Origin of the sequence: Chitinophaga sp. HK235 (genome assembly GCF_018255755.1) — a bacterium.
GTDB lineage: Bacteria > Bacteroidota > Bacteroidia > Chitinophagales > Chitinophagaceae > Chitinophaga.
Map to the genome: position 1 here is coordinate 501,790 of NZ_CP073766.1, position 25,764 is coordinate 527,553.

The 25,764-nt window shown below is 46.0% G+C and carries 19 protein-coding genes; 5 read left to right on the forward strand and 14 right to left on the reverse strand.

Annotated features, from left to right (window positions below):
* Positions 1-320: 320 nt before the first annotated feature.
* The 6 genes from panB to panC all read right to left on the reverse strand — a co-directional run bounded on the left by panB (position 321) and on the right by panC (position 7,132).
* Positions 321-1,133, reverse strand: a complete 813-nt coding sequence (gene panB / locus KD145_RS01355) for a 3-methyl-2-oxobutanoate hydroxymethyltransferase (RefSeq protein ID WP_212004133.1) — start codon at positions 1,131-1,133, stop codon at positions 321-323.
* A 78-nt stretch (positions 1,134-1,211) separates the two neighbouring features.
* Entirely contained in the window at positions 1,212-2,111 is a 900-nt protein-coding gene (locus tag KD145_RS01360; protein ID WP_212004134.1) for an exopolyphosphatase, read from the reverse strand.
* A 117-nt stretch (positions 2,112-2,228) separates the two neighbouring features.
* Positions 2,229-4,403: a polyphosphate kinase 1 gene (gene ppk1 / locus KD145_RS01365; protein ID WP_249219704.1), complete on the reverse strand. Its 2,175-nt coding sequence runs from the start codon at positions 4,401-4,403 to the stop codon at positions 2,229-2,231.
* Between the two features lie 214 nt (positions 4,404-4,617).
* On the reverse strand, positions 4,618-5,637 hold the full coding sequence (locus tag KD145_RS01370; RefSeq protein WP_212004135.1) for a lysylphosphatidylglycerol synthase transmembrane domain-containing protein: 1,020 nt from the start codon (positions 5,635-5,637) through the stop codon (positions 4,618-4,620).
* A 45-nt stretch (positions 5,638-5,682) separates the two neighbouring features.
* Positions 5,683-6,027, reverse strand: a complete 345-nt coding sequence (gene panD / locus KD145_RS01375) for an aspartate 1-decarboxylase (RefSeq protein ID WP_113619856.1) — start codon at positions 6,025-6,027, stop codon at positions 5,683-5,685.
* 229 nt (positions 6,028-6,256) lie between these two features.
* Positions 6,257-7,132, reverse strand: coding sequence for a pantoate--beta-alanine ligase (panC, locus tag KD145_RS01380; protein WP_212004136.1), 876 nt, complete (start codon positions 7,130-7,132; stop codon positions 6,257-6,259).
* Between the two features lie 110 nt (positions 7,133-7,242).
* Here panC and KD145_RS01385 point away from each other — a divergent pair, with 110 nt between their 5' ends.
* The 5 genes from KD145_RS01385 to KD145_RS01405 all read left to right on the forward strand — a co-directional run bounded on the left by KD145_RS01385 (position 7,243) and on the right by KD145_RS01405 (position 15,432).
* Positions 7,243-8,061 (forward strand): glycogen/starch synthase, encoded by an 819-nt coding sequence (locus tag KD145_RS01385; RefSeq protein WP_212004137.1) that lies wholly within the window; start codon positions 7,243-7,245, stop codon positions 8,059-8,061.
* 51 nt (positions 8,062-8,112) lie between these two features.
* Complete coding sequence (locus KD145_RS01390) at positions 8,113-9,471, forward strand: DUF4270 family protein (protein WP_212004138.1); 1,359 nt, start codon at positions 8,113-8,115, stop codon at positions 9,469-9,471.
* 21 nt (positions 9,472-9,492) lie between these two features.
* Positions 9,493-10,749: a methionine adenosyltransferase gene (metK, locus tag KD145_RS01395; protein WP_212004139.1), complete on the forward strand. Its 1,257-nt coding sequence runs from the start codon at positions 9,493-9,495 to the stop codon at positions 10,747-10,749.
* A gap of 127 nt (positions 10,750-10,876) precedes the next feature.
* Complete coding sequence (locus KD145_RS01400; RefSeq protein ID WP_212004140.1) at positions 10,877-11,914, forward strand: polysaccharide deacetylase family protein; 1,038 nt, start codon at positions 10,877-10,879, stop codon at positions 11,912-11,914.
* 239 nt (positions 11,915-12,153) lie between these two features.
* The gene (locus KD145_RS01405; RefSeq protein ID WP_212004141.1) at positions 12,154-15,432 is read left to right on the forward strand and encodes a PKD domain-containing protein; all 3,279 of its coding nucleotides are present in this window, start codon (positions 12,154-12,156) and stop codon (positions 15,430-15,432) included.
* Positions 15,433-15,444: 12 nt separating this feature from the next.
* Here KD145_RS01405 and KD145_RS01410 read toward each other — a convergent pair whose 3' ends face one another.
* The 8 genes from KD145_RS01410 to KD145_RS01445 form a co-directional block, all read right to left on the reverse strand.
* Entirely contained in the window at positions 15,445-16,602 is a 1,158-nt protein-coding gene (locus tag KD145_RS01410) for an acyltransferase (protein WP_212004142.1), read from the reverse strand.
* Between the two features lie 38 nt (positions 16,603-16,640).
* Positions 16,641-17,426 carry a prolyl oligopeptidase family serine peptidase gene (locus KD145_RS01415; RefSeq protein WP_212004143.1) on the reverse strand — a complete coding sequence of 262 codons (786 nt, stop codon included), beginning with the start codon at positions 17,424-17,426 and terminating at the stop codon, positions 16,641-16,643.
* 49 nt (positions 17,427-17,475) lie between these two features.
* Positions 17,476-18,210, reverse strand: a complete 735-nt coding sequence (locus tag KD145_RS01420; protein ID WP_212004144.1) for a TolC family protein — start codon at positions 18,208-18,210, stop codon at positions 17,476-17,478.
* 2 nt (positions 18,211-18,212) lie between these two features.
* Complete coding sequence (locus KD145_RS01425; RefSeq protein ID WP_212004145.1) at positions 18,213-19,727, reverse strand: O-antigen ligase; 1,515 nt, start codon at positions 19,725-19,727, stop codon at positions 18,213-18,215.
* Positions 19,728-19,858: 131 nt separating this feature from the next.
* Positions 19,859-21,073, reverse strand: coding sequence for a glycosyltransferase (locus tag KD145_RS01430; protein ID WP_212004146.1), 1,215 nt, complete (start codon positions 21,071-21,073; stop codon positions 19,859-19,861).
* A complete protein-coding gene (locus KD145_RS01435; protein WP_212004147.1) occupies positions 21,058-22,407 on the reverse strand; it encodes a flippase in 1,350 nt (449 codons plus the stop codon). The genes KD145_RS01430 and KD145_RS01435 overlap by 16 nt, the downstream gene beginning before the upstream one ends.
* Before the next feature lie 27 nt (positions 22,408-22,434).
* The gene (locus KD145_RS01440; RefSeq protein ID WP_212004148.1) at positions 22,435-23,499 is read right to left on the reverse strand and encodes an acyltransferase; all 1,065 of its coding nucleotides are present in this window, start codon (positions 23,497-23,499) and stop codon (positions 22,435-22,437) included.
* A 48-nt stretch (positions 23,500-23,547) separates the two neighbouring features.
* A complete protein-coding gene (locus KD145_RS01445; protein ID WP_256441249.1) occupies positions 23,548-25,734 on the reverse strand; it encodes an exopolysaccharide transport family protein in 2,187 nt (728 codons plus the stop codon).
* Positions 25,735-25,764: the final 30 nt, after the last annotated feature.

Genomic DNA, 25,764 nt, shown 5'->3' on the forward strand with positions numbered 1-25,764 from the left:
TGCATGGCAAAATTTACCAAGCAGGAAGGCATAACATCGGTATTAATAAAATAAATACCAGTGCGTCCGTTACAGCGCATTAATTTTCCCTAACAGGAAGGGACCCACGAAATAAATCAGGAAGATGGTGTTACCTGCTCTTTCGAACTCAAGGCACGTGGGAGCAGGTGCTCCGCAGATAGGAGAGAAGAGAGAGTTGTATGTTTAGCAGGTAATTCATTTACAATTATAAAAAGCTAATATAGGGAAAAATTACGAAACGCGAAAAATAAAAGAGGCGCTGCAAGCTTATCTGCAGCGCCTCTTCTGATATATGCGTATTAATATTGTTCTTTTTCATTCGGGAAGTCCTGCGACTTAACATCGCTGATATAGGCCTGTGTGGCGTCATATATCTGAGAGTATAGATCGAGGTAGCGGCGCAGGAAGCGGGGTTTGAACTCTTTGTTGATGCCCAGCATATCATGCATCACCAGTACCTGTCCGTCTACATTGCCAGCACCGATGCCGATGATGGGAATATGTACTGCAGCAGCTACTTCTTTTGCCAGCGCAGCCGGAATCTTTTCGAGTACAATGGCGAAGCAGCCTGCATCCTGCAGGAGTTTGGCGTCGCTGATGAGTTTTTGTGCCTCTGCATCTTCAGTGGCTCTCACTGCGTAGGTGCCAAATTTGTAGATAGACTGTGGTGTGAGGCCCAGGTGTCCCATCACTGGTACGCCGGCAGAGATAATCCTTTTTACAGACTCGATGATTTCTTCACCGCCTTCTATTTTGATACCATGTGCACCGGTTTCTTTCATGATGCGGATGGCAGAATTGAGTGCTTCCTTGGAGTTGCCCTGATAAGAGCCGAAGGGCAGGTCTACCACAACAAAACAACGTTTGATCGCTCTGATGACAGAGGAGGCGTGGTAGATCATCTGGTCGAGTGTGATAGGCAGGGTGGTTTCATGGCCGGCCATTACATTGGACGCAGAATCACCTACCAGTATTACATCGATGCCGGCATCATCAAAGATCCTGGCCATGGAATAGTCATAGGCGGTGATCATGGAGATTTTTTCCCCGTCTAATTTCATCTTCTGCAGAACATGCGTGGTCACACGCTTGATATCTTTATGCACAGACATAGTCATGTAGTTTTATACCAAAAAATCCCTCAAAGGTTATGATATAAAAAGAAATAAGGAAAATTTTTTTATATATGGTTATTGGAATACATTGGCCGGGACGGCGATTTCCCTGTACAGCGCTTGTATGAGACCGTCTGCCAGACCGATTTTGGGAACGAATATCTCGTTGGCCCCGGCCCAGCGCATGGCGTTGATATAGATCTGCAGGGCGGGCACAATCACGTCGGCACGGTCTTCCCGCAGGTTGTACATATGTATGCGTTCTTCAATGGAGAAGTTGCTGAATTCCTTGTAATAATCCTTGAGTGTGTCCAGCGAAAGTGGTTTACCTTCCTTGCGTTTGGACATGGAAAACACCTTGTTGATGTTGCCTCCGGAGCCAATGGCGGTAACTGGTCCGATGGATTTAAGCTGTTGTTTGAGGAAGTCTTTCATCTGCTGCCAGGAGCTGTCAGCGACCTGCTGGTGCAGCAGCCGGATGGTACCGATGTTGAAAGATTCCTTGAAAACCAGGCGGGTACCGCTGAAAAGTGTCAGTTCCGTACTGCCGCCGCCAACGTCGATGTAGAGGTAAGACCTGCTTTTATCGAGGTTTTCTGCGATATGGTTTTCATAAATAAAAGAAGCTTCTTCCTGACCGGAAATGATTCTGATATCGATACCGGTCTGTGTTTTTACCTCCTGCAGGATTACCGCACCATTGCTGGCATCGCGCATGGCAGAGGTAGCACAGGCTTTCAGGTATTTTACTTCATATACGTCCAGTAATAATTTGTAGGCCTTGATCGTGTCTATCAGATGACAGGCCCTTTTTTCAGAGATCGAACCATTGTCGAATACGTCGAAACCCAGCCGCAGCGGGACTCTAACCAGGTTCACTTTGGTAAAATCCATTGCGCCCGAACTGCTGGGAGATGCCTCCGAGATCAGCAGTCTCGCCGCATTGGAACCAATATCAATCGCAGCTAGTTTCATCTGTTACAAGTCTGTTTTGAGACACAAAAATAAGGCATTTCATTTAGGGATTTTTTCATTTAGGGATTTTTTGATTTGAAGAGGTTCCAAATCCCTGAATTTCCAAATTCCTAAATTTCAATGGTATTGTTTTTCTCGCAGATATTTATAAATTTCTATCTGCGTACGGATTTTTTTATCGCCGTCTTTTTTGTACTGATTGGTCTGCTGATTGTCCAGTATACGGGCTTTTACATTGCCGCTGAGCTGGATGTTCATGATATCGGCCAGCTCTTTACGTATAGCCGGGTCCGTTATAGGCACTGCTGCTTCCACGCGGTGGTCCAGGTTGCGCACCATCCAGTCGCAGGAGGCGATGAATACTTTTTCTGCGCCTCCATGGTGGAAAATAAACACACGGGCATGTTCCAGGTATTCATCCACGATGCTGACAGCTGTGATGTCCTTTTTCCATTTTTTGTTTTCTGTATAGGCGCAGCAGATGCCTCTGATCACCATTTTGATGTCTACACCAGCTTTGGCAGCTTCGTAGAGTTTGGTGATCAGGATAGGGTCGGAGAGGGAGTTCATTTTGAGCACCATCCCGGCCTTCTTTTTATTTTTGGCGTTTTTGATTTCCCGGTCTATGAGGCGCAGGTAGGTATCGCGCATATTGAGCGGACTTACCGGCAGTGTTTTGCAGCCTTCCAGAATTTTGACATCATGACGCGTATTTTCCAGGTAGGAGAAGACGCGGTTGATGTCGGCTATCACGGAGCGGTTGGCAGTGAGCAGGCAATGGTCGCCATATACCTCGGCTGTTCTTTCATTGAGGTTGCCGGTGCTTACAAAACCACATTGTACGGTCTTGTTGCCGATCCGTTTTTTGATCACGCACAGTTTGGCATGCACTTTCATGTCAGGAACACCCAGAAATACTTTTACGCCTTCATCTTCCAGTCTCGACTTCCAGTCGATGTTGGCAGCTTCATCAAAGCGGGCGCGCAGTTCCAGTACTACGGTCACATGTTTACCGTTGCGGGCGGCATTGACCAGCGCATTCACGATCTTCGAATTACGGGCAAGCCTATACGCAGTGATTTTGATGGAAGAAACATTCGGATCGATGGCTGCTTCCCTTAACAGATCGATGATGGTATCAAATGAGTGGTAGGGGAAGTGCAGCATTACATCCTGCCGCTGTATGACATGCATCACGCTGGGAGCATCGTTGAACAGCGGGTGGATGAAGGTTTTACGATGTGAATGCGGTGGAAAGATCGAATCAGGAAAATCCATAAAGTCCTTGAAATTATGGATACGGGCGCCGGGAATGAGATTGTCCTTGCCGGAGAGCCCCAGGCGTCGGATCAGGTATTCCAGCAGCAGCGGATCGATGTCCTTGTCGTATACAAACCTCACAGGTTTACCCTTGCGCCGGTCTTTAAGCCCTTTCTCGATCTGATGGATCAGGCTGTCGGAGATATCGTTGTCGATATCGAGTTCGGCATCACGGGTTACTTTGATGATATGGGAAGAAAATTTATCATACCCGAAGTAGGAGAATACATGCGGTAAACAGAAGCGTATCAGGTCTTCCAGCAGGATGATATCATGTTCGCCTTCTTTGGAAGGGAGGATGATAAAACGCGGCAGCACGTTGGATGGTATTTCAATGAGGGCAAACTTCTGTCGTACGGAGTTGTCCTGCCGGGCCAGTACTACGGCCAGATAGATGGACTTGTCGCGCAGGATAGGGAACTGTTGTATGCTTTCGATCATCAGGGGGATGATGTTGGTGCGTACCTGTTCGTTGAAGTAGTTGAGTACAAACTTCTGTTGCTCTTTATTGAGATGTTTTTCTGTGCGCAGGAAAATATGCTGGGCTTCCAGTTCGTGTGCGATATCCTTCCAGATACGGTCAAATTCGCGTTGCTGGTCTATTACGTTGGTTTGTATCTGGTCCACGATTTTACCCGGATTTTCTTCCAGGTGCATTTTAGTGGCTTTGTTGATCGACATCATTCGTTTCAACGTGGCTACTCTGACGCGGAAAAATTCGTCGAGATTATTGGAGAAGATGCCGAGGAACCGGATACGTTCCCGCAGGGGAACACTGGGATCGGCGGCTTCCTGCAGCACTCTGGCATTAAAGGACAACCAGCTGATATCCCTGGCGATCATCTTTTTTGCCAGCACCGGCGGTTTGGCGGGTGTTTTTTTGGAAGGGGTTTTTTTACTGATATTTTTTTTCGGTGAAACTATAGTTGGTGTTGTCATAATATCCAGGTTCTCCGTATGTGGCATCCTCATACAAACAATTTTACATTCAAAAAATTCACTTCATTTAAGTTGCGATAATACAGCTTTCAATGAAGTTATGCCATTAAATTAAAGTTAAGAAAAAGCAGGCAGATGGCCACTTGTTCCTGAGCATAACAGAACGAACCGCTGTTGTGGCAAGGGATAACAGGTATACGGCGCCTGCGTTTACGGGCGGATGTTAAATTGTTGCTAAAAAAGAGGATCAGGATTGAGCCTGAGAAGCCGATTGTTTTTTATTGATGATAGGGAGGGCTATCAGGCTGAGGAAGCCAACGAATACCACCAGGAGGGTTTGTACCACCCAGATGATCCAGCCGAAGGCATAACCGATTACATAGCTGATGCCATACAGCTCGAGGGCTTTCTGTACGAGTGCCTGGTAGGCGCCGATACCGCCGGGAGTAACGATCATGCCTATGCTGCCGATCATCAGTACGGCGAAGGCGGCGCTGATGCCCAGGTGAGTGGTTTCCTGGAGGCAATAGAAGCCGATATATACCTGGGAAAGGTAGCAGCCCCATATGAGTATGCTCTGGAGGATAAACCAGCCTTTGTTTTCCATTTTACCGATGGAGAAGATGCCTTCCATAACCCCTTTGGCGAGTGCTTTGATGGTGATGGCGGCTTTGGAGCGGGCAAAGCGGCGCAGGAGCCAGAGCAGTGCCAGCACGGCTATGATACCGGCAACGGCGAGCAACAACAGCTGCATGCCATTGGCACTGGAAATTTTCCGGGCCAGGGGCAGGTAGATATCATGATGTACATAGGCTCCCAGCACATCTATCTGTGTGAGGATGGTGATAGCGATCAGCAGTACGAGGCAAAGCATGTCTACGGCTCTTTCCGCGATCATGGTGCCTACGAGTTTGTCGGCCGGTATTTTTTCATATTGTGCGAGGATACCGCAGCGGGTTACTTCTCCGAGCCTGGGAACGGCCAGGTTGGCGAGGTATCCGACCATTACGGCAAAGAAGGTGTTGAGGGTAGTAGGCTGGTACCCCAGTGGTTTCATGAGGAGTTTCCAGCGGGTGGCGCGCAGCCAGTGGCTGAGGAGTCCCATGATGATAGCGGGTATGGCCAGCCAGTAGTTGGCCTTACGCAAGGCTGCGTTGATCTGATCCCATTGCTCGGGTGTAAGGTCTTTAGTAACCAGCCATATCAGCAGCACCCCGATGCCAAAAAAACAAATAAACTTGATGACGTTCTTTAGTGTTTTGGGCATCGTCCAAAGAGGTTTTAGGGTGTTTAGCTAATCAGTGTTACGGGACTATAATTTATTTCCTTCTTTCGGGAAAACGGCAATAGGTGTATATTTTTTCGCTTCTTCGAAGTCCATGGTGGCATAGGAAATAATAATCACGATATCACCTGGGGCAACAAGACGAGCGGCCGGGCCATTCATACAGATTACACCGGAACCTCTTTTACCTTTGATCACGTAAGTCTCCAGTCTTTCGCCGTTATTGACGTTTACCACCTGCACTTTTTCGTATTCAATCAGGCCGGCAGCGTCCATCAGGTCTTCATCTATTGTTATGCTTCCAACATATTGCAGGTTAGCTTCTGTAACAACCGCGCGGTGGATCTTACACTTTAATATTTCTATTTGCATGATTATTCTGAACTATATTGCTAATAAGCAGTCTGCAAAGCTATGTAAAAAAAGGATTCGGGCAAAGGATTCCCGCAAAGGTGCCAGGTACCGGAGGTATCAAAGGATTATTTTAAGTTTTTTTTAACAGGGTATGCTGTCATGAATCCTTTTGATTTTCGTTTAGCCCTGAAGGGTGGACAAATTTTTTGGTCCGGTGGTCTGGTGTCTTTGCGGGAGTTATCGGTGTTTAGTTCTTTTGTGAGAGGGAACCCCGGAGGACCATATTGTCGATGAGCCTTATTTCTCCGAGCCAGGCGGCGATGGCGGCTACGACGGTATGATCACCGGGAGGTTCGGAGATATGCCGGAGCTGGCCATCATTGAGGATGAGGATGTCTACGTATTCGGGTTCGAAGCCTTGTTTTTTGAGTTCGTCGAAGGCTTCGTGGGCGGCTTCGAGGAGGAAGAGGCCTTTACCAAATTCGGTACGTAGTTTTTCGAGCGCTTCGTAGATGGCGACGGCTTTTTTTCTGGCGGCGGGGGAGAGGCGCTGGTTGCGGCTACTCATGGCGAGGCCGGATGTTTCGCGGAGGGTGGGGCACACGACCAGTTCCACATTGGATTTAGTGATTTGCAGCAGTTTACGTATAATTAAACATTGTTGCAGATCTTTTTGCCCCATAAAAAGCTTGTGAGGCTGAACAATATCCAGTAATTTGTGTACGATACGACCAACACCCTGGAAGTGGCCGGGACGGAATTTGCCTTCGAGAATGGTTTCGAGGTCGCCGAAGTCGTAATGCTCGCCTTCAGTCAGCCCTTCCGGATACATCTCTTCGACAGATGGTAAAAAAAGTATATCTGTAGATGCATCATTTAATTTTTTTATATCCTCTTCAATAGTAATGGGATATTTTTCGAAATCTTTTGGGTCATTGAATTGTGTCGGATTGACAAAGATGCTGCAAACGACGACATCATTCTCATTCCTGGCAGCCTGAATAAGTGACAGGTGCCCGTTGTGCAGGGCGCCCATAGTTGGCACAAAACCAATGCTTTTGTTGCTTTTTCTTACCAGGTCCAGGTGCTTCTTCAGGTCATTGCGGCGCTTAAATAGATACATAAAACATTGCTTAAAAGGATGTTAAAACTGACAGATTGGCCAATATTCCGTAAAAAATCCGTAATTTTGCAAGCCAAATTAAAAATTACTGCATTAATAATCAGCGTTAAATGTCCACAAAGAAAAGAATTCTTTTTATTGCCCAAGAGATGTCGCCTTACCTGGAACTGAGTGATTACGCGGCAATGGTCAATAAAATGGCAATTAAGTCCAATGAGGCCGGCCTGGAAGTGAGAGTGATCATGCCAAGATTTGGAATTATTAATGAGAGAAGACACCGCTTGCATGAGGTGGTAAGATTGTCTGGTATCAACATCGTGATTGACGGGGATGATTACCCGCTTATCATTAAAGTGGCCTCTCTGCCGAATGCCCGTTTGCAGGTATATTTCCTGGATAACGAGGATTATTTTAAGCGGAAGACCGTATTTGCTGATGAAAACGAAGAGTTTTTTGATGATAATGCGGCGCGTTCAGTATTCTTCTGTAAGGGAGCCCTGGAAACCGTTAAGAAATTCGGATGGCCTCCCGACATCATTCATTGCAGTGGCTGGATGACCTCCCTTATTCCTATGTACCTGAAAACCGCTTATAAGAAGGAGCCGGTTTTCGCCCATTCTAAAATCGTATATTCTTTATCCCCTAATAGCTTTAAGGAAAAACTGGGTGCTTCCTTTATCAAGAAGGCGACCATCAGCAACCAGATCAAGGAAAAAGACCTGGAACTCTTTAAAGAAGGCACTAATACCGCGTTGAACAGAGGAGCCGGAAAGTATGCGGACGCTGTAGTGCTGGCTGGCGAGAAGGTGGAGAAAAAAGTTGTAGATGAACTAAAGGCTGAAAAAGGTAAAATCATCGTTCCATATAAAAAAGAGAATGAGGATCTTGCTGATTACCTGGCACTTTATAATCAATTGCTTGGCAAATAACTATATTTGGAGAATTTTCGCCAACTTCATTATAACTAACAACAATAACGCGTGAAGATTAATTTCAGGAACCTTAGCTTTGTAGCCGCCTCTTTTGCACTGTTGTATGGCGCCTCCGGTTGCAACGAGTCTACCATCCTCGGAAAGGGATTGATCCCTCCGGGCGACTTCGTGAATGCCCAGGACACTACTATCAATGGCATCATTGCCAATAATATTCTCCGGTACGACTCCTCCCTGATCAACGGTTTCAACCGTTATGAAAAAGCCCTTGGCTCGATCACTACTGACCCCGTTTTCGGTAAAACACACGCTTTTGTATTCATGCAGGTAGGTCTGCCTACCAGCGCGTTTACCTTCGCCGGTACCGGACAGACGCTCGACTCCGTAGTGTTGTCGCTCGACTATCTGGGCTTCAAGGGAGATTCCACCACCAGTCAAACCTTCCGCGTATACAGAATGGCGGAGCGGGGATTTACAAGGGATTCCAACTACGCCTATAACAAACCGCTGGCTTACAACCCGGGTGAACTGCTGGGTACTGCCACGATAACGCCTATAGCTCTCCGTGATTCTGTATCTGTTTATGGCACTAAAGAAACACCGCAGTTACGTATCAAACTCAGTAACACGTTTGGTAACGATCTGCTGCAGCAAAAGTCTGACGGCGCTTTTGCCAACGACTCTTCTTTCCGTGCCTACCTCAAAGGATTCGCATTGGTGCCTGATACCACCTCCGGTACTAACAGGAACATGCTGTACTTTGACATGAATAACGCCAACACCAAGTTGACTGTGTTTTATAAAAACAGCACCCAGGACTCGCTCCGTGCTACTTTTGCATTTAACAACAGCAGCAGCGGGCATTCCAATTTTATTGCACGCAACTACAACGGTTCGGAAGCCAGCAGATTTATCAACACCGGTAACGCGAGTGGAGACAGTATCCTGTTTCTGCAAAGCACCCCCGGCCTGTTTACCAACCTGCTGATACCTAACCTGGAAAACTTCCCCAATGTGATCATCAACAAGGCAGAACTGGTCATCACCCAGATTACCGTTGGTTCGGCTGATATGAACAATATCTTTACTGAACCGGCCAACCTGAGCCTGGTGCAGTATACCGGCAGCGGGGACTCTCTCAAAAACGTGATCGACTTTAACATGGGAGCTCAATATTTTGGCGGTGGTAAACAAACCATCACTAATTTTGGTGGTGTACGGGTGTCCCAGTATGCTTTTAACATCGGCCGCTTCATGCAGATGCTGATCAAGAAACAGGAAAGTAATACCGGTTTTAAATTGCGGGTAGTTCCTACTACCTTTGCAGATGTTGACCGTCTTAAAGCGGGAGGTACTAAATTATCACAGTATAATATTAAATTGCGAATCATTTATACCAAACCATAAAATCAGCTAATTCTTTTTATTATGCCTTATCTTTTTACGTCTGAATCTGTTTCAGAAGGACACCCCGATAAAGTAGCCGATCAGATTTCTGATGCACTGATCGATCATTTTCTGGCATATGATCCATCATCCAAAGTAGCTTGTGAAACCCTTGTAACTACCGGACAGGTTGTACTGGCAGGTGAAGTTAAATCAGAGGCTTACCTGGACGTACAGGACATCGCCCGCGAAGTAATTCGCAAAATTGGATATACCAAGAGTGAATATATGTTTGAAGCCAATTCCTGTGGTATCTTTTCTGCTATCCATGAGCAGTCTCCGGATATCAATCAGGGAGTTGAGCGTAAAGCACCTGAAGAGCAGGGCGCCGGCGACCAGGGTATGATGTTTGGTTACGCTACCCGCGAAACTGACAACTATATGCCGCTGGCACTGGACCTCGCACACAAACTGTTGCTGGAACTGGCTGCACTGCGCAGAGAAAACAAAGATATTACCTATCTGCGTCCTGATGCAAAATCACAGGTAACCATCGAATACTCTGATGACAACAAACCTGTAAGGATTGATACCATCGTGATCTCCACTCAGCACGACGACTTCGGTCCTGATGATGAAATGCTGGCGAAGATTAAAGCCGATATGATCAATATCCTGATCCCTCGCGTAAAAGCCAAGCTGAAACCAGAGCTGCAGCAACTGTTTGACGGATACGATATCCAGCATCATATCAACCCAACCGGTAAATTTGTGATCGGTGGTCCTCACGGTGATACCGGCCTCACTGGTCGTAAAATCATCGTAGATACCTACGGTGGTAAAGGTGCTCACGGTGGTGGTGCTTTCTCCGGTAAAGATCCTTCCAAAGTAGACCGTTCTGCTGCCTATGCTACCCGTCATATCGCCAAAAACCTGGTAGCTGCAGGTGTTTGCGACGAAGTACTGGTACAGGTGTCTTACGCAATCGGTGTTGCCAAACCATGCGGTGTTTACGTTAATACCTATGGCACTGGCAAAGTAAAAATGAAGGATGGTGAGATTGCGAAAAAAGTAGAAGAAATCTTTGATCTGCGTCCTTACGCTATCGAGCAAAGACTGAAACTGCGCAATCCTATCTACAGTGATACTGCTGCCTATGGCCACATGGGCCGCGAACCTAAAGTGGTGACCAAAGTCTTCAACAAAGGAAAGAAAAACGAGAAATCCGTAGAGGTAGAACTGTTTACCTGGGAAAAACTCGACTACGTAGATAAAGTAAAAGCTGCTTTCGGACTTTAATTCGTTCGCAGTTAAGTTTATAGCATAGTTTGTATCAAAAAGCCCTGCTTCTCCGGAAGCAGGGCTTTTTGCTTTATTTTTAAAAGTGGTTACTGTAACTTACACCCCCGAAGAAAGATCCCCCATCATGCATATTGCCAAGAAAATTTTCTACCAGACAATTCGGTTGGCCAACTTATCCCTGTTAAAAAAAAGTAGCGGCAACCGGTTATTGTTACCCTATCACCACCTGGTAAGCGATGAACAGGTACCACATGTCAAACACCTGTATCCCTATAAAGGCATAAAAGCCTTTCAGGAAGATCTTGACTACCTGCTGCGTCACTTTCGTCCTGTTGGCCTGCAGGAGGTGCTGAAAAGTATACAAGAACAGCAACCCCTTCCCTCCAATGCTTTCCTGCTTACCTTTGATGATGGACTGAAAGAAGTATCGGAAGTGATTGCCCCGCTGTTGTTGCGTAAGGGGATACCGGCCGTTTTTTTTCTGAACACGGCATTTCTGGATAACCAGGAACTCTTCTACCGGTTTAAAATCAGTCTGATTATTGACGCATTGTTTCAACAGCCCCACAGCGGTGCATTGCAAGCCGAAATGGCGCGCATCCTGGCTTTACCATCCACACCAGACCTGCAACAGCTGGTCCAGGCAGTGAAGGGGATCACTTACAAAAAACGAAACCTCACTGATGAGCTGGGGACAGCCATGGATCTCTCTTTCGATACCTACCTGCGCAAACAGCAGCCGTTTATGAGTACCGCCCAGGTGCAACAGCTGGTGGAACAAGGTTTCGCTATCGGAGGGCATAGTATCGATCATCCTTATTACAAAGAGTTGTCACTGGAGGAAATGCTACACCAGACGACAGCATCGGTGAACGTACTGGCGGAGCGGTTTAAGTTGCCCTATAAAGTATTTGCGTTCCCGCATTCAGATGCCGGTATTCCCGCGGTGTTTTTTGACAGGCTGCTGAAAGGTCCTCAGCCCGCGCTGGACCTTATTTTTGGTACCAACAACCAACGAACAGACATATACCCTGAAATATTACACCGTTTTAATTGTGAGCGTCCGGAAATAAGTATAACTGCAGCAGTGAAAGGTATCCTGTTTTACAACTACTGGCAGCGGAGAAAAGGAAAGGCTGCAATACACCGGCAGCAAGTATGATAAATATCTATATGTAAATATCAAAATAAGTTTCAACATGAGTTGAATTTTTTATTTGGAATTAATGAATTTATATATTATATTTATTTATGAATTATATAGGAATTTATATGTGTTTTTTGTTGAAAATGCAACCATTCGATGCATTTAAACATTAAATTTGCCGGTATTGAGAGAGAATCAGAATGGCTGCGGAATAGGATAGGTGTATTATCTGAAAAGCAAAAAAATAACCCTTAGTGAAAAACCGAACTAATCTTAAGACGTTCTCTGGGATCATACTGGCATTATTTATCCTTATACCATTTGTATGTTGGGCCCAGGGTGACCAGACAGCCATTAAAGTAAAAGTTACGCCTTCCGGAATGACTACCAACGCCTGGCTTCATCTGCCAGATGATTACTCCACCACCAATACAAATTATCCCCTGATTATTTTCCTGCACGGACTGGGGGAAGGAGGAACGGACATCAATGCGGTATTGGGGCAGGGGCTTCCCAAAGCCATTGCCAACGGGGCTAAAATGAATTTTACAGTAGGCGGAAAATCGTACAAGTTTATCGTGGTGTCGCCACAGATAGAAGGCGGCTGGGCCAAAGACTTTATGGTACAGGCTGTGCTGGAAGATATAAAAGCGAGGTATCGTGTTGATGTCTCCAGGGTTTATCTTACCGGCTTAAGTGCCGGCGGCTATGGCACCTGGAACTATGTAACCAGCAGTAAGGCTTATGCAGACAACATTGCAGCTATCGTTCCGGTATCTCCGGCGGCTATCTCCGCCGAACAGGCCAACAGCCTTTGCAATACCATTGTGGCAGCTGGTGTGCCGGTATGGTCTTTTGCCGGCAGTGGCAGCAGTGATGCCGCATTTTTATCCAATATGCAGTCTTATGAACAGAAATACAACAGCTGTAACCCTGATGTAAAGGCTGTTTCCAGGATTGTTTATGGTAGTGGCCACGATGCCGGTACCTGGGATAAAGTATACAATCCCGGTCACACCTACCAGCAGCCCAACATCTACGAATGGATGCTGCAATTCACCAATAAAAGCGTTACACAACCTGTCAATCATCCTCCGGTAATAGTACTCGCCAAGAGCAGCATCAGCGTGAAAACGCCTGTAAGTACCATACTGCTCGACGGAACGGCATCCTATGCGCCTAACAGCAGGATCACCAAATACCGCTGGGAAAAGATATCAGGACCTTCGCAAGGAGTGTTGATCTCTCCGGATGCGGCCTCCGTAACGCTGAGCAGCCCGGTAGTAGGTAGTTATGTGCTAAGTCTCACCGTTACCAACGCACAGGGTGTATCCAGCACCGCCAACGCCACTGTAACGGTAAATGCCACCGGTTCTTCTGTAGGCTGCAACTGTAAACATGTGATCCAGCCCGGCCCGGGAGGAGGTATCTACAGCGATGGGAACCAACGGAATGTACAACCCGGTGATACCATCTGTATACCTGCAGGTAACTATCCCTACATACAGTTCTTTAATTATAAAGGCTCTCCCGAAAAACCGCTGGTATTCATCAATTGCGGAGGACAGGTAAGGGTGGGGGACGGGGGGAATTACGGATTGATCTTTAACCATTCGCAGTATTTTAAAGTAACCGGTTCCGGCAGCGACGATAAGTACGGTTTTTATATCGACGGTGTAGGAAAACTCCTCAGTAGCGGACTGGCCATGGGCAAAGGATGTACCGACTATGAAGCAGAAAGGATTGAAGTAGCCAGAGCATCTGCCGGCGTCCTCGCCAAAATCAACCCCGATTGTGACCCTATCAACCAATACCCCAACTTCGCTATCCGCAACCTCAGTTTTCACGATCTTTATGTACATGATATAGGTGGAGAAGGTCTCTATATAGGACATACACTTCCCAACGGCATAGATGTTACCTGCAGCGATGGCAGCGTTATTCATGTCCTGCCTCCCCGTATCTATAATCTGAAAATATATAACGTCACCACCCGGAATACAGGATGGGACGGGATTCAGGTGGCCTCCGCGCCGGAAGGCGTGGAAATATTCAACAACGAAGTATACAATTTCGGGACAGAAAATAAGGGCAGCCAGCAAGCTGGTATCATTATGGGTGGAGAATCCCGTGGTGTGATCTATGATAACAAGGTGATCAAAGGAACCGGTAATGCCATTGAAGTATTTGGTACCGGCCTGACTAAAGTCTACAACAACATCATCAGCGATTGCGGCTGGGACGGCACTGCCACCGGGCAGGACGCCATTTTTGTGGATGACAGGCCTACCCGTAATAATTACAAACCCCTGCAGGTATATCTGTTGAATAATACTGTTGTCAACTCCAGACGAAGCGGTATTATGATATTAAGTACCTACGGTACTGTAGGCACAGACAACCTCCTGTATAATAATCTGATCGTGGGTGGTGGCTCTTCTGTTAGTGGTGACAGAGGATTTGTCAATATTATGAAAGGGATAGAGTACAAATCGTCCAACAATCTTTACCTGGCCAATGCAGGAGTCGCTGGCTTCAGAGATGCGCCGGAAAAGGATTTTCACCTGGTGGCAGGATCCCCGGCCGTTGATAAAGGAATGGACCTGACCAGCTATGGTATTACTTCAGACTTCGACGGGGATGTAAGGCCCTACAACAGAATATTTGATGTGGGCGCAGATGAATATAGCGGAGAAACACCAGGCAACAGGCCACCAGTGGCCAGAGCCGGCAACAATATTTCCATCACCCTGCCGGTAAATGCTGTACAGCTGGATGGTTCAGCTTCTTCAGACCCGGATGGTATCATTATCTCCTATCAATGGGAAAAGGCAGGTGGCCCTGCTGCTACGATCGAATCACCCGCCAGTGCGAGAACAACGGTTAGTGGTCTGGTGGTGGGGAGTTATACCTTTGAACTGACAGTTACAGACAATAAAGGGATAACAGCCAAAGATCGTGTAACCGTTACCGTATATCCCGAAGGACATAAATCACCCGTGGCCAATGCGGGCAGAAGTATGACCATCACCTTGCCGGCAAGCGCTGTAAAACTGGATGGATCTGCATCCTATAGCCCTGATGGACAGCTGGTAAAATATTTCTGGCAGCGTATTTTCGGAGATGTAGCTGCACAGATTATCTCTGCTGATAAGGACATTGCCTTTGTAACAGGGTTAGTAAAAGGAATATATGAATTTATGTTGACCGTAACGGACGACAAAGGGGAAAACGCTACCGCCACCGTAACGCTTACGGTGCTGGATGATAATGACCATAGTTCACGAAGGATCGTGTTATTCCCCAATCCCTCTTCTGATTTCCTGCAGCTTAGGTTAGACGAAGTCCTCACAGATAATATCTCGGTACATATTTACAGTATTACCGGTCAGCTGATCCAAACGTATACCTTTAAGCAGGGCACAACGGTACAGGAACAACTCGATATCCGTAAGCTTGTTCAAGGCATATACATGCTGCAGATCACCAATGGAAAAGATTTTAATGAAACAATCAAATTTGTAAAATCCTGAATACTGTAGCTTTTATATTCTTGTTTTCACCAGTGCATATTTCTGCTTCATACTCAGGAAGCGCTTCTCATACCATTCATAGCTGAAATAGGCGATAATACAGGTGATCATCACACAGGCTACCGGATATAACAACTCATAAATCAGAACAGATTTTTGCGCCCCGAAAATCCGCTGAAACCCCATCATCAGCAATTGACAGATAGGTGTATGGAACATATAGATGCCATAGGAGATTTTACCCAGTGTTTTGAACACCGGCTGCTCCAGGTTTAAGATACTGTTCTCCGAAACTGCGGCCAGCATGAGATATCCGAATAGTGCGGCGTGGATGAAATGATCAAAATAGTATTTGCTCACCACCGGTATTTTTAAAACAGAAAATGCCACCAGCACTGTGATGATGAGCATCAACCACTGAAGGGATTTGCTGAAGCCCTTGCGCAGAAAATTCGTATATGCTTCCCGGTGAAATAAGATATAAGCTGCCAGCATACCGGTACCAAAAAGCTCCAGTTTGTCGAACAGCAGCAGATAACTTGTTTCCAGCAGATGAGTGGTGGATACGTTGTAATATAAAGGCACTATCACACAAAACAATTTGCTGATAAAACCCAGGCCTATCAGAATAATAAATAATGTTTTGAGCCGCTTGCGGAAAAATATCAGCAGCAGTGGCCAGAGCAGATAAAACTGTTCTTCTATACAAACAGACCAGGTTATTTCCACAATACCATTGTTGTAGGGAAAAAAGGCCAGCTGTATATTGACCGCAAAGAGCAGCAGGAAAAAGAGATTGGTCCCTATCACCAGCCAGTCAGTAGTCGCAGGGAGATGCAGCGCCTTAAACATAAAGGGCGCGATCAGGGTCAGTCCTATGCCGTAGGCCAGGTAGAGCGGCCATATACGGAGTATCCTGCGGACATAGAAGTTTTTAAAATTAATAGTGCCTGTTTGCGCCTGTTCACTCAACAGCAGATAACTGATCAGGAACCCGCTTAATACAAAGAAGAGATTTACACCTATCCGCCCGGTGCTTACGAAAGCCTCGTTGAGAAAGGGAAACGCATCTACCTTAAAATGCGATTTAAAAAATTGTGCATGGTGCAGAATAACCAGCAGTGCTGCTATAAACCTGATGCCATCCAGATTTTTAAAGTAAATTTTCATTCTATCGTATTAAACAGGAGTATAGGGATAATAGTGTATTAAGATCGTTTGTATTGCAGCATCCACGAATAAATGTTCATGCCGTTCTCCTTATAGCGGGGATCATAAAAATCCTTAAAGCAGCAATGTTTGTTCTGATGGATGGTGAGTTTGGTGAGCCCGGGTTTGTACTGGTTGGTACTGTCGATATAGGACTGTACGGCTTCCAGAAAATGGGGCTCTTTGGTACCTGCAAAATACCAGCAGTGCAGGCCGGCATTTGCTACCAGTTTAAACTGTTTCGTGTTTTTGTCATCCAGTGAAGTAGGAGACATGGCCACCACCGCTGCAATACGTTTGGTGATAGCAGGACTTTCTGTAACAGCCATCATTGCAGCCCAGCCGCCGGCGCTATATCCGGTCAGATAAACACGGGAAGTGTCTATACGGTAGGTTTGCAACAGGTCGTCCAGAACGGCCATGATTTCTTTGGGTTTCAGTCCGAAGCTGGGTGCCTGGGGCATCACCACAATGAACTTGTATTTTTGTTTGTCCACGGGATTGACCGCTTCGAGTTTTACGCCCTTGTCCAGCCAGAAGGGGATACCTTCCAGTGCCAGTTTGCTCAGATCATTGCCCGATTTGCTTTTCCCATGAAGGAAGATGATAATCGGGTATCTACGGGTGCTCACATTATAATCATCCGGTAACTGTATCAAAGCCCCGTTCTTTTTTCCACCCGCTGTTATTTTCACTTCTATCTGTTGCATGTTTCGCTGACCGAAGGTCATGTTGTGATACAACGATAAAGTAATTATCAGCAGGGCAGATAATAAATATTTCATTACAATACTTTTAAAATTCAGAATCGTATGCATGAAGTAGTGCTGCCTTTTATTTTTGCAGCAATACTTCTTCGAGTCTTACGCCAATCATTTCCTCTATCTGCAGTTTCACTACATTGAGGTCTCTCTGAAGGACCTTTTGTTTGAACAGTTGTTCGCTGTAGGATTTGGAGGCAGTGCTGTATTCCTGGTATCCTACGCCACCGCTGGAGAATTTCTCCTCTACTGTTTGCAGGTTGGCTGCTTCATCTTCTGCCATTTCTGTTTGAATGTTCAGCAGATCCGCTTTGTTGAGGTAGTCTTCATACAGTGACAGTATTTGTCTTTTAATCAGTCTTGCCAGTGTTTCTTTTTCTTCAGTAGCGATGGCCCTGTTTTTACGGGCAATTTTTACATCTGCAGGTTTGCTGATGAGTGATCCCAGGGGAACGTTGATACCGATGTTCCAGAGCGGGTAATAGATGTTGGCCCGATCAGGATTATTAGCCCTGTAGGCGCCTGTAGTTACCTCGTTGATGTTCATACTGGCAGTTACATAGTTGAGCCAGGAGGCACCTGCTTTGGTGACTTCATAGTCAGTTTTGTCTTTCTGATAACCGGCAATTCTCATCTGAGGATTGTCGAGTGCCAGTTCTACGAGCCGTTCTCTGATGGCATTGTTGGATGGGTTGGCAGAGGGCTGTGTCTGTGTCTGCGACTGAGGTTTCACATGGGGCGTCTTTTTTTGTGCATACATGCTTAAGGAGAGCAGCGCGGAACAGGAGAAAAGAAATATTCGTTTCATGATTAAATTGTTATTGGATTATTGGTATTGGGTTGTTCTTTATCGAACGTGATCAGTTTTATGATTGCGGCCAGCATGGCATAGAAGAAAAAACATCCTGGTATCTGGCCGATAGCTACCTGGGTATAATGGGCGATAATATAGCCGTACAAAGCGGCCACAATGGCCGCATAATAACCTTTAATCTCGGGCGATCGGCTACGATAGTAGTTTCTGATACCGGTACGCAGTATGATGAAGTAGGTGAAGCAGGTAAGTGCCAGTCCTACCCAGCCCATTTCCAGTGCGCTTTTGAGATAGCCGCTATCGGGCGGAAAGCCTGCCAGTGTATGCCCGGGATTATACTGGGCACCTACTACGCCGGAGGTACTTAATCCTCCTCCCAGCGGGTGACGCAGGATATAAGGCTGTATCCTTTCCCTGTTGACATCCCTGACGTTGAAAGAGGCGTCATCTGATAAAAGGAAGGTAGTACGGATACGGCTGATGGTGCCGTTGTGTATTGGTCCAAACAGGATGAATACAAACACCATGACGGCCATGATGGCAAATGCCAGCGTTCTTTTGCTGGTGATGGTCATCATGATAAAAAATATGATACCGGCAGGCAGCATGGCATAAGCGGTACGGGTACCGGAAAAGGCCATGCCCAGTATCATGGGAATACTGATACCTATCAGCGTCCAGCGCAGTTTGCGGTTAACGCTGCTCATAGCAAGCACCAGAGAAAATATCACTGCATCGGCCATCAGCATACCATACGCTGTAGGGTCGGAAAGAAAGGAAAACTTCCGCATACTGCCGGCCTGGAAATATAATTTGAAACGCAGCGGATCGCGGTTTACCCAACTGTCTTCAAATCCCAGCAGTCCATGCCATTCCTGGAAACAGCCGTATAGCCCTGCCAGTAATGATAATCCCAGCCATAACTTTATAAACTCCTTTACCGCTTCTATGTCTTTGAAGATATAGAGTGCTGTATAGAGGATCATAAGGAAGTTGAGAAACTTCCTGAAAGCAAAGATCCATCCGGGTATGGAGTCCATCGAAGGATTAAAGAATTCTACCAGGAAAAAAGCCACAAAGAGAAAATACGCTGTGGTAATCGGATTCCTGGTGTGTTGCCAGTATTTTTCCCTGACAATGGTTTTCCTGAAATAAATTCCGATAAAAGTAAGGGCGATCAGCGCGTCAACGCCGAGTCCTACGGGTAGACTCTCGCTGATCAGCCGGTTGATATAAAAAGCAAAAAAGGAAAGGGTAACAGTAATGTAAAATCCCAGCCTGGTGTTAAACAGACAGATAAACGTAAGCGTGCCACCCAGCAGACCGGCAATCACCAGGAGACCGATCCGTTCATCTATCCTGGCGATAGCAAATGACATGACTGCTGCGGCCAGCCCCATGAGGATATATCCCAGGGGGCTGTTCAGTTTCCGCTCACCAATCTGATGTTTGATCATGTTGGTGAAAGCGGTAAAGATGCCGGTTTTTTTATTGGTGCTAATGTAATTCACTGATATTATCCGGGTTTAGAAAAACAACATTTTTACAAAAAGGAACAGCAGTGTAAAGGCTACGAATGCAGTAACCATGATCTCTAAAATGTTGTCATTACTAAATCTGTTGTCTGTCATAATAAGAATGATTAGTTGGCCTGTAATGCTCTGTAGTGGTCGCTCATCTTACCAAGGCTAGTTTCCCAGGTATGTGTCAGGGCAAATGTTTTTCTTGCTTTTCTGATATCACTGCCTGGTTCTTCCGCCAGTGCTTTTTCTATATTGATGATATAATCTTCTTTTGTTTTACACTGGTAGATATAACCTTCAAATAGTTTCATGGCCAGTGTTTCCGTAACTACTACCGGTTTTTCGAGCACCATGTACTCATCGAGTTTGCGGGGGTAGTTGCCGATGGTCATACCATTTACCAGCTGTGGGTTCAGGCATACATCGAAGAACTGAATGAACTGCGGTACCCTGACCTCTGTTGTATTACCCAGGAAATGTACATTCGGCATCTTATGCAGTTTGCTTTTTTCGAAGGTTTTGTCTTCAGGGCCTACCAATACAATGCTCCACTGCGGCCGTTCTGCGGCGATATGTTCGAGGATGCTGATATCCAGTCGTGAAACGATCAGGGCGCCCATGTAACCGATGATAGGACCTTTGATATGTGCCATCTCTTCCGGCATGGTAAAAGGAGTGGCAGGGAAGAAACGTTCAAAATCACAGCCCTGTAAAATGTTGTAGGTGCGGGGATTGTATTTCCTGCCATAGTCCTCCAGGTAGTCGGAGTTGGTGACTACCATGCTGGCTTTAGCCATCAGAGATGGTTCCAGGCGTTTGCCATGTCTTACGAAAAACGGATGTGTGGCGATATTGTCACGGCTGTAGTAGATACAGTCTGTCACTTCCGGCAACAGCTCAATCAGATACTGACCACGATAGAATTCGTTGTCATTAAACAGCAGTACATTCTTAAATCCGAGTCTTTTCAAAGCCTGGTTGATTTCTTTGGCCAGCCGTTTATTATTGATTTTGTTAACAAAGTCGAATACCGGTGCAAACGGAATCCAGTTAACGGATTCCAGAATGGTACGGGGGTCCAGTGTCCAGAAGTTTGGTCCGATGCTGTTGATGTCATCGGTTTGTTTTTTCAGGCTTTTGAGGCGTGTTTGTACTTTGGGGTCGTCTTTGGAACGAATAAGTGTGATTCTGTCCAGTGCACGGTTCACATACAATACCCTGTTAAACTGAGATAATTCCTTCGCTACATTTTTGCAATTACTGCCAATAGCAATGTCCCAGGGTTGAAGGCCAACTACAAGGATATCCCTTCCTTTGATCATCTTACTTTCCATTTTAATAGAATTTTTTGTTGTAAAACTGCAATGATATCAGGATAGAAAAGTATCATGTGCTTGAATGTATTAAAGAGGCTGCTGCCGATCTTTCTGTACAGAATAATCTGGGTGATAATAAAACAGATAGCATAGGAAGTCATTGTACCGTAAGCGGCGCCCATCAATCCGAAATGCCTGGTAAAACTCCAGCAGATAAAAATATTACAGATAGCGGTGATGGTGTTGACCGCGAAGTTTGTTTTGGGAAGGCCAATGGAATCCATAATTGTGCCAAACTGTTTGATGAAAGGCAGGAACAGCCCATACAGTATGGTGATCTGCAGGATAGGGGCTGCTTCTTCATATGATGATCCTGCGATGATATGCAGCACAATCTTCGGTAACAACAGGATGAAAAAACTTACTGGCAAAGCGATGGCCAGTATGGCACCTACTGCTTTCTCATAATAGAATTTTACTTTCTCCATATTACCGGCTTCCATCATTTGCGCGCTTTTGGGAAAAAGAATATCGGCGAGTACCTGAGAAGGAACATCCACCAGATTGGAGATCCGCAAACATACGCCGTAAAGGGCCACAGAAGCGGTAGACAGATAGGAAGAGATCACAAACTGATCCGTGTTCCGGAATACGGAAGCACTGATGTTGGTCCCAAAAACATATTTGCCGAAGTGCCATAATTTCTTCACCCAGTCCATGTTAACCCGCAAAGTACCCGTCAGAAATTTACGGGCGAACAGGGCAGATACCAGCGCACCACACAGAATACCTGCATCAAAAAACAGGACCAGTTTGGTGAGCGTAATGTGTATGCTAGCCAGGAGGCTGACAACGATTAATCCAAAAGAAACACCTTGTCGCGTAAGGTAAGCCCAGAAGATGCCTTTGAAATCGGCATTGGCATTCTGTACCCATTCAAAATGAGAAAAAGGTACCAGCAACAGCAATCCCGGCAGAAAATAGTACATCACCGGTGCCAGGCCCGGTGCCTGTAAAAGATGGCTGACAGGGCCGATAAAGAATACGATCAGCAGCAGTATCGTCACGGTGGTAATACTGTTGAGGGTTAGTGCTGCAGTATGGATATAGGCATGTTCCTGTTTGTCGCTACTGTTGAGGTATTTAATAACCGCATTCTTAATCAGCGAATGCCGGATCACTTCTATAATAGCGGAGTACACAAGGAAAAGGTTCCAGGTACCCATATCGGGTTTGGAAAGGGTGCGGGTTAAAACAAGCACACTGCCGACACCGAATAACAATACAGCCGCTTTTTGTAAGCCGCTGTAGAATCCGGATCTAAGCCAGTAGGTATATTTTTGATCACTCATAGTTGTTATTCAAGTATGGCTGCGGGTTTAACTTTGTTGTACCTGTAATTTTTCCTTGCCGACAGCAGGCCGCTCGAGGCTGTAAAGCCACCAGGCGCCGGCACGTATGGCCAGGTTATAAATAATGATCGGTACAACTACTGCCATCACCAGACATATCACCAGCAGTAAAGGAACACTGGTAATACCGAATCCTTTCATTAGTACCATCCTGGTAGCAGAAGCTACCAGTACGTGAGATACATAGATGTATAAGGAATGATATCCCACTATCCTCAGCCATTTTATAGTATTGTAACGTTGAAGAATAAACGAAATATTATACATGAAAGCACAGCCGGTCAGCGCAATCAGCGCAAACAAAATCGGCTGGTAGGTTTCTACATACATATTGTCGTTCATCTGCAGGTCTTTGGTCAGGAAGTAATACTGGCCTGCCATAAAAAAGGGGAGTAGCCACCCGAAAGTTTTCCAGGAGGCATACTGCCGGAAGTTTTCCTTGTCCAGTATCCTGGATGACAACAGGTCACCCAGCGCAAAGAAGATATAGTAATGCATGATGTCGTACACAAAACCGAGGTCTATGTGTTTGATGCTGACATAACTCGACAGGATATACAGTACGGCGCCGGCTGTCAGCTGTTGCCAGATCGGCATTTTGAGCAACTGGCGGGTAAAGACGTACAGCACGCTGACATTAAAAAGTGCATACAGGTACCAGAACTGGTCTATCCTGCGGGGGAAAAGAAAAATGTATCCATAGTCAGCCAGGCTTCTGTCTGCATTCACGTATCTGCTCAGGCATATCTGCAGGGAAATCTGCAGCACAGACCATAACAGGTACGGATATAGTAAAGTACTGACCTTGTTGAACAATATTTTGCCTACTGTCCGCTTAGCCAGACTCCTGCTAATAAATACGCCGGACAGAATAAAGAAGAGAGGCATCCTGAAACTATAAAAGACGATATTGGCATTTTCCAGCCAGGCATATTCCGTAGTGGAAGTACCCGTGCGGGAAATTCCCTCAAAAATATGGCGGTACAATACCAGGATAATAGCTATGCCACGGGCATAGTCTATCCATGCCATTCTATTGTTGTTTAAAATATCGCTGTTAAATAGTTTCATATCCTTTTTCTACAGGTCTATATTTTCCTTGTTAACACAGTTCAATATGGCGCCAGTGAACTTTCCATTCATGTTCTGCAGGAACTGAATGGATTCCTTATCGGTTTGTTTGATAGTAGATTTTGCAGAAACAACAGAGATCATGGTGTCGGCATAATTCAGCAGCTCTTTACTGTCTGACCTGTCGTTGAGGGCTGCGCCTTCCATCAGAATATAATGATAGGTGCCGATGAGCGCAGACAGGTGACGTAACAGGTTATCATCGCCCAATACTTCTGCGGGTGTATAATCTCCGCCTTTGCAACCAATGATATCCACGTTTTCGATAGCAGTAGCGGTGATGATGGATTTCACCTTGTCGTAGCTGTAATCGCTGGTAGCTGCAGAGAAGGATTCCAGTTCTTCTTTGGCTTCAAATTCTTTTGTCAGTGTATTGTTGATGAAGTTGGTGTCGATGATGAGCACTTTTTTCTGGCTTCTGCTCAGGCTGTGGGCGAGGGCTTTGATGATCGTTGATTTTCCTTCACCGGGGCGGGCGCTGGTAAACAGGTATATTTTATGGGTGCTGTTTTCAATTTCAAAACGCAGCTTACGCAGGTGTTCACGGAAGGTGACTGCGGGGGCGGAGGTAGCCGTTGCTGTGTCGAAGATGGTGTTCAGCGGAGTTTGTTTCATATTGATTTTATTCACTACACCCAGCAGTTTCAGTCCTACCGTTTTGATGAACTGGGAAGGTGTTTTGATAGAAACATCAATATACTCCAGGAAGATGATAGCCATACAGCAGAATACAAACATGCTTACGCCGGCCAGTGCCAGGGTCATCAAACGTTTGGAGGGCTCCGGCTCTACGGCTGGCTGGCCATAGAGAATCTGCCGGTAGTTGTCCAGTGGCACCACGGTGTTGTTCATCACCGCGTCATAGCGGGATTTAACGTTTTCATATTCCTGTTGGGACAGGTTCACTTCTTTTTGCAGGGCGAGGTTGGTGGCACTGCGGGAGGCGGCGGCACCTACACTGCTATTCAGACTGCGTATTTTCTGTTGATAGGTTTCGATGTTCTGTTTGGAAGAACTGACCTGTATCTCCAGCTCTGTTTTCTTTTGTTGCAGATCAGCTTTGCTGATACCGCCTTCGGAGGGGGCATTGGTGGCCAGACTGGACAATTTGGCTTTATAGGCCGCTTTCAGTTTCTGGTATTTGTTGTACAGCTCTGTATCATTAGAGCCTTTACTGATATATTCCTGGTTGGCATCATTCATCTGGCTGCGCAGTTTGCTGATCTCTGCAGAGGCAGCAGTGGCTGCGCTGGCAGTCTGGGCATTGTTGCGGTCCATGTCAGCCAGTTGTCTGGTGACCTGCTGGAGTGAAAGGGTAGCACTGTTTAAGGTATTCTGCTCCTCGGTCATTCTGCTTTCAAAGGTGCTGATCTGTTCCATTTTACTGGAGCTTTCCACTGTTGCATCTACACCACCCATGGTTTTGAGATTGTTGATCTTCTGGTCCAGGTCGGCCCTTTTCTGGGCTACCAGCTTTTCGAGTGTTTCAATAGACTGTACATTCTGCTGGGAGCGGGAGCTTTCGTTATTTCTCAGAAATTCGGAGCAGATCTGGTTTACCATGTAGGAAGATAATTCGGGATTGGTAGACCAGAACTGTACTTCAATGAAGTCGGTTCTTTGAATGCGGGCAACAGAAAGCAACTTGCGGACAGTTTCCAGATCGTACTGATATACTTTCATCAGCTCCTGTATTTTTCTTTCTTCAGGATCGTAGGAGCTTAACAATTTTTCTTCGGCATATTTTTTCTTCAGTACAGCGATGGCGGCTGCTTTATCCGCGTTGCGGTAAGCAGGTTTTTTCATGGTCTCCGCATCCAGTTTACGGAAGGGTGTCTGCGGTTTTTCCAGATCGTGGAGCATCAGGTTGTAAGTGACCATGCTCAGTACTTTGGTGGAACGAAGGGCTTCGATGATGTTGCTGAACTTTACATCAATCTCATAAATATTAAAGTTTTCATCTTTCAGTTTCACCTGATCACTGGTTGTAAAACCCGTAGCCATCTGGGCAGAAGAACGATAGAGCTTTTTCTGGTTGAGCGTGAACAGAAATGCAATTGCCACCGCCAGCACACTGCTGATGAGGATCAGCCACTTTCTACGCATTAACGAATTGAACAAATAAATCAGATCCATATTGCCGGATTCTTTAAAGTATAAAATAGT